Source organism: Comamonas sp. UBA7528 (assembly GCF_002479375.1).
In the GTDB taxonomy this organism is placed as follows: Bacteria; Pseudomonadota; Gammaproteobacteria; order Burkholderiales; family Burkholderiaceae_C; genus Comamonas.
The window spans coordinates 1-7,005 of the sequence record NZ_DLMU01000012.1 but is presented as its reverse complement, the minus strand read 5'-3'; the positions used below and the strand labels follow the sequence as shown (position 1 = coordinate 7,005).

At 61.7% G+C, this 7,005-nt stretch carries 5 protein-coding genes; all 5 read right to left on the bottom strand.

Annotated elements, in window-relative coordinates; genetic code table 11:
* Positions 1-120 precede the first annotated feature (120 nt).
* The 5 genes from B3349_RS15330 to B3349_RS15310 all read right to left on the bottom strand — a co-directional run bounded on the left by B3349_RS15330 (position 121) and on the right by B3349_RS15310 (position 6,276).
* Positions 121-759 (bottom strand): response regulator transcription factor, encoded by a 639-nt coding sequence (locus B3349_RS15330; RefSeq protein ID WP_291590019.1) that lies wholly within the window; start codon positions 757-759, stop codon positions 121-123.
* 38 nt (positions 760-797) lie between these two features.
* Positions 798-2,126: an HlyD family type I secretion periplasmic adaptor subunit gene (locus B3349_RS15325; RefSeq protein WP_291590065.1), complete on the bottom strand. Its 1,329-nt coding sequence runs from the start codon at positions 2,124-2,126 to the stop codon at positions 798-800.
* A 56-nt stretch (positions 2,127-2,182) separates the two neighbouring features.
* A complete protein-coding gene (locus B3349_RS15320; protein ID WP_291590063.1) occupies positions 2,183-4,324 on the bottom strand; it encodes a type I secretion system permease/ATPase in 2,142 nt (713 codons plus the stop codon).
* A 178-nt stretch (positions 4,325-4,502) separates the two neighbouring features.
* Positions 4,503-4,745, bottom strand: a complete 243-nt coding sequence (locus B3349_RS15315) for a hypothetical protein (RefSeq protein ID WP_115594621.1) — start codon at positions 4,743-4,745, stop codon at positions 4,503-4,505.
* 58 nt (positions 4,746-4,803) lie between these two features.
* Positions 4,804-6,276 (bottom strand): TolC family outer membrane protein, encoded by a 1,473-nt coding sequence (locus B3349_RS15310; protein ID WP_291590016.1) that lies wholly within the window; start codon positions 6,274-6,276, stop codon positions 4,804-4,806.
* Positions 6,277-7,005: the final 729 nt, after the last annotated feature.

Below are 7,005 nucleotides of genomic sequence, written 5' to 3'. Positions count from 1 at the left end.
GGCAGGCCTTTTGCTTCTGGGCGCAGGTATTCCTGCGCCCATCAAGATATCAAATTACATAGCAAACAATGCTTGCTTCTCCTGCATTTTTTGCACTCTTTCAGCGCTCCCACGCATGGCTCACGCAGGCGTTTTCTTGCCAATGCCGTGCACTTTCAGGGCCAGCATCAGGCGGTCGCTCACTTGCAGCTTTTCAAAGATGGCCGACAAGTGGGCGCGCACGGTCCGCTCGCTGATGGACAGACGGTCGGCAATTTCGGCATTGCTGTCGCCCATGGCGGCAAAACGTGCCACTTCCTGTTCACGCTGGGACAGCGCATCGGCCCACTGCACCCCGGGTTCAGGCAGACGGGTGCCCACATCCTGCAGCAAGCGCTGCAGCAAGGAACGGCCCAGCCAGATATTGCCGGTGGCAATGCTTTGCAAAATGCTGCCCAGCGTTGCCGGGGTGGAATAGGCATGCGCATAACCGCTGGCACCGGCCGCCAGTACCTTACGACCCACGTCATCATTGGGGCGGCTACTCAGCACCAGCAGCTTCACATCGCCCAGCAGGCTGCCCCAGCGGGTATCGCCCCACTGCGGCAGCTGCGGCAGGCTTGCATCCAGAATGGCCAGGTGCCGGCCTTGCTGCTTCCAGCGCTCCAGATCCGCCAAGCTGGTGCCACGTGCAGGCAGCCACTGCGGGCCTGCCACCTGCTGCCAGTGCTGCCACAGCGCAGCATCTTGTGTAAGCATCAAAACGGGCAGTGCATACATTCCAATTCCCCCCAGATCATTTCTTCGTTTTAGGTGAGCTAGCGTTCGGTCAAGGCATTCGACTTGGCACGCAGGATGGGCTTGAGCAGGTACTGCATCAGCGTGCGCTGGCCGGTGAGGATGTGCACCTCGGCCTGCATGCCAGGGATGATGGGGCGCGAATCGTCACCCACATGGGCACGCTCGGTACGCACCTTGCCGATGTAGAAGGAGTTGCCCTTCTCGTCGGTGATGGTGTTGGCACCGATCTGCTCCACCAGACCGCTCAAGCCACCGTAGATGGCAAAGTCGTAGGCAGTGAACTTCACTTCGGCCTTTTGCCCGAAGTGCAGGAAGCCAATGTCACGCGGGTTGATCTGCACTTCCAGCAGCAAGGTGTCATCCGTAGGCACGATGTCCAGGATGTCCTTGCCAGGCTGCACCACACCGCCCACGGTATTGGCCATCAACGTGTTGACTGTGCCGCGCACGGGGGAGCGAACCTCGGCCAGCTTCACACGATCTTGCAGCGCCAGCTGCCCCTGCTCCAGGGAGCTGAGCTTGGCGCGGGCGTCCGACAGCTCCACACGTGCCTGGTTTCGCACATTGAGCTCGGCTTCTTGAATCTTCTTTTCCGCTTCCTGGATGGCCGCACGGATGCGGTCGCTTTGCGCGCTGGCCGCCTTGGCCTCACCGCAGAAGCGGGCCACGTCACGTTGCAGGCGCAGCAGGTCCACTTCCGACACGGCACCGCTCTTGAGCAGCGGCTTGGTCACTGCCAGTTCTTCCGACGTCAGGCTGCAGCTGGACGATGCCTGGTCACGGTTGGCCAGGGTTTCACGCAGCTCCTGCTGGCGTTGGCGCAGCTGGTCGCGGGCGATGTTGATGGTGGTGTTGAATTCCTGCGTGCGGCTTTCCCAGACCCGGCGCTCCATCTCCGCCAGCTTGGGGGCCGCCGTCATGACTTCGTCCGGCATCTGCATCATCTCGCCCGACGCCAGGGCTTCCAGGCGGGCCGCCTTGGCTTTCAGGGACAGCACCTCGGCCTTGTTCTCACCCAGCGAAGCGCTGTAGCGCGTGGGGTCAATGCGCAACAGCACCTGGCCTTCCTCCACACGCTGGCCCGGTCGCACCAGAATTTCTTCCACCACCCCGCCGTCCAGGCTTTGGACCACCTGCACCTGGCGCGAAGGAACCACCTTGCCCTGGCCGCGCACCACCTCGTCGATATGCCCCAGGCAGGCCCAGACCAGCAGCACCAGCACCACCACCAGCGATGCCCAGACCAGCAGGCGCGAGCCTTTGGCCTGCTGCTGGCCGGTGGCCCATTGCGCATCGGCCGCAAAGTCGGCGGCGTTGTGCTGGCTGACGGCCTCGCTGCCGTCCATCAACCATTGAATGCCGCGGCGCAGACGGCTTGCGATCTTGTCTTTGATATTCACAGTTATGCCCGCCCTGCCACGCTTCCGATACGGCCTTGCTTGAGGGCCTGAACCACCTGGTCCTTGGGGCCATCGGCCACAATCTTTCCGCCATCCACCACGATCAGGCGGTCCACCAACTCCAGCAATGCAGTACGGTGTGTCACCAGCAGCATGCTCTTGCCCTTGCCGGCCTCCATCAGGCGGCGGCGCAACATGGCTTCGCTCTGGTTGTCCAGGTTGCTGCTGGGCTCATCCAGCAGCAACACCGCCGGGTCATGGATCATGGCGCGGGCCACCGCAATGGATTGGCGCTGGCCACCCGACAAGGACTCGCCACGCTCACCAATGGGCATGTCATAGCCATCGGGGTGCTGGTCGGCAAATTCGTTCACGCCGGCCAGGTGGGCGGCCCGCAGCATGTCGTCCTCGCTGGCAAACGGCGCACCGATCAACAGGTTGTGCTTGAGGCTGCCGTAGAACAGCATGGGATCCTGGGGCACGTGGCCGATGGCACGACGCAGGTCGCTGGGGTCGATCTGGCGCACATCCACCCCATCCACCAGCACCGCACCTTCGGTCGGCTGGTACAGGCCCAGCACCAGTTTTTCCAGGGTGCTCTTGCCCGATCCGATGCGGCCGATGATGCCCACACGCTCACCGGCGGCCAGTTTCAGCGACAGATTGCTCAGCACCGGTTGCTTGCTGCCAGGATAGGAGAAGCTGACGTTGCGGAACTCGATCGCCCCCTGCAGGTTCGGGCGGCTGACATATTCCTTGTCCTGCGAACGCTCCACCGGCATCTTCATGTAGTTGTCGATGGAGTTCAGCGAGGTGCGTGCATTCTGGTACTGCATCATCAGCCCCGCCACCTGCCCCAGCGGCGCCAGGCAACGCCCTGCGATCATGGAGGCCGCGATGATGCCGCCCATGGAAATGGATGTATCCTGCACTAGGTAGACACCGATCACCACCACCGCCACCGACACCATCTGCTGCATGGTCTGCACAAAGTTCACCGTGGCCGAGGAGATCAGCTTGATCTTGCCGCCCATGTAGGCCAGATATTCGGTGGAACTCTCCCACAGGCGCTGCACGCTGCCCTGGGCGTTCAGGGTCTTGACGGCTTCCAGATTGGTCAGCGACTCCACCAGCACCGCATTGCGCTGCGAAGCCGCCTGGAAGGTCTTGATGGTCATGGCTTCCATGCGTGCCTGGGCGGCAAACGACACCGCCAGCACGGCGGCAATCGCCACCACCGGCGGAATCAGCATCCACGGCGAGATCCAGGTCAGCACGGCCAGGAATAGCAGCACAAAAGGCAGATCGACCAGCGTGGTCAGGCTGGCCGAAGCAATGAAGTCGCGCACCGATTCAAACGAGCGCAGGTTCGATGCAAACGACCCGACCGAAGCAGGCCGCGCCTCCATGCGCAGATCCAGCACCCGCTCCATGATCTGGGCGGACAGCTTCACGTCCACACGCTTGCTGGCGGTGTCCACCACATAGGAACGCAAGGTGCTCAGCCCGAAGTTGAACAGCAGCACCAGGCCGATACCGATCGCCAGCACCCACAGGGTTTCAAACGCATTGTTGGGCACGACCCGGTCGTACACATTCATGGAGAACATGGGCATGGCCAATGCGAACACATTGATCAGCACCGCGGCCACCAGCGCATCGCGGTACAGACGCCAGTTCTCCCAGATCACGGCCCAGAACCAGTGGCTGCTGCGCGCCTCCGTTCCGGCCTGGATGGAACGCTTTTCCAGCCGGAACTGCGGGCGCACAAAGCACATCACGCCGGCGTACTGGGCTAGCAAAACCTCGCGCTCCACCAGCACCGCGCCTTCGGACTCCGGGTATTGCACCAGCAACTGGCCATCTGCCTGAACCTGCAGCAGCAGCGCCGCACGGTCACCCTTCAGCAACACGATGGCCGGCAGCAACTCCGCTGGCAGATGGTCCAGATGACGGCGCACCACACGTGCCGTGCAGTGCGCGCGCTGCGCGGCCCGTGCCAGCAGCGACGGAGTCAGGCGTTGGTTCACCAGGGGCAGGCCGCTGCTCAAGGCCTGGGCCGTCAGCGGATTGCCGTGGATGCGCGTGATTTCGACCAGGCACGCCAGCAAGGGATCGTCGTGCACCGTATGGGGTGCCGGCATGCCCTGGAGCGTCACCGAGGGGGCCGGTGACTGCACTGCCGCATCGGCACCCATCTTGCCGGCAGCGGCTCGCACGGCCTGGGCTGCGGATTGGGCTACGGACTGGGTGTGCGCATCCGCTTGCGGATGCACGGCCTCGGGGGCCACGATATCTTTTTCTTGAAGCGACATGGATATCTCAGATCAACTCATCGTCGTCATTGATCAGGCTGTGCGTATCGCGCATGCGCTGACGGGCAGCCTTGCGGCGTTCCAATTTTTCCAGGGCCTGGGGTGGCAGATCGGTCAGGCGCAAAGTCCCGTTGCGCAGCAATGCATCAATCAAGTCTTCCAGCACGCGGATGAAACCGTCGTCCAGATCACTCATCGCCTGCTTGCCACGTCCCGCAGAATCTTCCGGTGGCTGGTGTGGATGGTCCATGTCTCTTACAGGGACCGGCATCACGCCGGCCCCGTTTCGTTGCAAAGGTTGCGCCGTACTACTTGGTTTTCAGCACAGGGGGCTTATCCCCGTCACCATACGCTACGACAGGAGCCAGATTGGTAGTGTCAGGCAATGGAGTCATGCAAGCTTGCAGTAGATCATCCGGCAGCACCAGGGACTGCTGCTCTTCAGGCAGATCCCCTGCATGCGGCTGTGCCAGACCCAGCGTGGTCAGCAGCTTGTTCGACAGCGCCAGCCACTGGTACTCCTGCTTCTTCAGGTCGTACTGCGCGTTGAGCAGCGAACGGCGTGCATCGAACAGCTCGTTCTCGGTATCCAGCAAGTCCAGCAGCGAGCGCTGGCCAATCTGGAACTGCTGCTGATAGGCCACTTTCACCTTGCTGGTGGACAGCTCGTGCTCACGCAGGAAAGGCAGTTGCTGGCGCAGACGCACGATGTTGTTCCACGACACCGACAGCTCCTGCTGGATGTTGCGGCAGGTGTAATCCGCCACATCGCGCGCAGCATAGCCCTGGGCAATCGTCTGACGCACGCGCGCCTCATCGGCACCGCCGCGGTACAGGTTGTAGGTCATCAGCACCTGCACGTTGGCGGTCTGCATGTCGCGGTAGATGCCGTCCGGCTGGGTGCGGTCGCGCCCCACGCCAGCGCGCAGTTCCACCAGCGGAGCGCGCGAGCCCTTGGCCGATTTCTCACCCGCCTGGGCGGCCTGCACCAGCGCCTGCTTGGACAGCAGGCTGGGGTTGCCGCGCAGCGAGTCCACAAAGTTCTGCGTCGTCCCGGCGTTCGGGAGCTGTGCCGTGATATCCGGCACCGGATCCAGGTCGGCAACCGGATACTCCCCGACCACACGGCGGTAGCGCTGCGTCACATCGTTGAGGTTGTTGCTCTCGGTCATCAGATTGGTCTGCGCCAATGCCAGACGGCCATTGGCCTGCTCCAGGTCGACGCCACGGCCCACACCGGACTGCTGGCGTTCGCGCAACTGGCTCAGCGTGCCTTCGTGCATGCTGTAGTTCTCGCGCGCCATGCTGCGCATTTCGCGGTAGCGCTGCACATCCAGATAGGCGGCCACCGCCTCGTTGGCCAGGTTGTTGCTGGTCGCCATCAGTTCGTAATAGCCCGACAGCTTTTCATAGCCCCACTGGCGGATGTTGTTGGTGGTGATGCCACCATCAAAAATCAGCTGGCGCAGATCCAGGTTCCAGCCCGGACGGTTCCAGTCATAGTTGGACTGGCCAGGCATGTGGCTGCGCCACTCCTTGCCCACCCAACCCTGGGCCGTCACCTGGGGACGCCAACCGCCACGGGCAATGTTTTGACCTTCCAGCGAAGAAACAAAATCCTGATAGCGCGCGCGCACCTCGGGGTGTGTGGTCACGGCTTTTTCCACGGCTTTGGGCAATTGCAGCACATTGCTGTTGCTGGTGGTTTGCGCCGCGGCACCCCAGGCCAGCGTGGCTGCGCCCATGGTGATGATGAGTTGTGCGATGGGTTTACGTTGCATATTCAAATCTCCTCGTGTTGCTGTACTCACGCCCTCTCCTGCGTGATGGCTAGTCCTGTGGGCACTAGCTCCTCCCGGAACGAGACACTGCGCTCTGGGCGCAAACAGAATCAGTCTCTGGATGGCGTTTGCTGGAAGCGGTCTGATGCCGCACGCTACACCCCTGACGACCGCCTGATGAAGCCGGGCCTATTGCCCGTGCACACGACCGCCTTTCGGCAGCCAATGCGAAGACGGCAAGCTCTGAGCTCACCGCTGTCGCCAGCGCATGTCTTGCATGCATAAGTGACACAACCATGGTGGGAGGTTCCCCCTCGGCAAGGCGGAGCTACCGGTTTCCGGCCGGTATTCTTGAAGCATGACCTTGCGTCTTGACGGACCGTCTTCCATTTATGCGAATGGAAAATCGCGGTGAAATTGATCGGTCCTGAAAAAATTATAGTAATCACCTATTACAAAGGAAACAAGATTTACACAGATTGACAATCAATAAAAGGTACTTTCCGACGAAAGCGCATGCACACTTCGACTGTCGGCTTTTGGCTGACATAGCGCATAACAAGCGATGCTAGCTTGCGCCAGCACAGAGTTCGCCGCTTATGCGCCAAAACAACATAGCGCCAGGATTCCCGGCACAAAAAAAGGAGCCTGAAGGCTCCTTTTTTGTTGGCGCATCAGCGCTGCTTACAGCGTGGACACCATCTCCGGCACGGCCTGGAACAGGTCGGC

Coding starts and splice junctions, on each gene's coding strand:
- B3349_RS15330 (WP_291590019.1), bottom strand. CDS start 759: ATGTATGCACTGCCCGTTTTGATGCTTACACAAGATGCTGCGCTGTGG.
- B3349_RS15325 (WP_291590065.1), bottom strand. CDS start 2,126: ATGGACGGCAGCGAGGCCGTCAGCCAGCACAACGCCGCCGACTTTGCG.
- B3349_RS15320 (WP_291590063.1), bottom strand. CDS start 4,324: ATGCCGGCACCCCATACGGTGCACGACGATCCCTTGCTGGCGTGCCTG.
- B3349_RS15315 (WP_115594621.1), bottom strand. CDS start 4,745: ATGGACCATCCACACCAGCCACCGGAAGATTCTGCGGGACGTGGCAAG.
- B3349_RS15310 (WP_291590016.1), bottom strand. CDS start 6,276: ATGCAACGTAAACCCATCGCACAACTCATCATCACCATGGGCGCAGCC.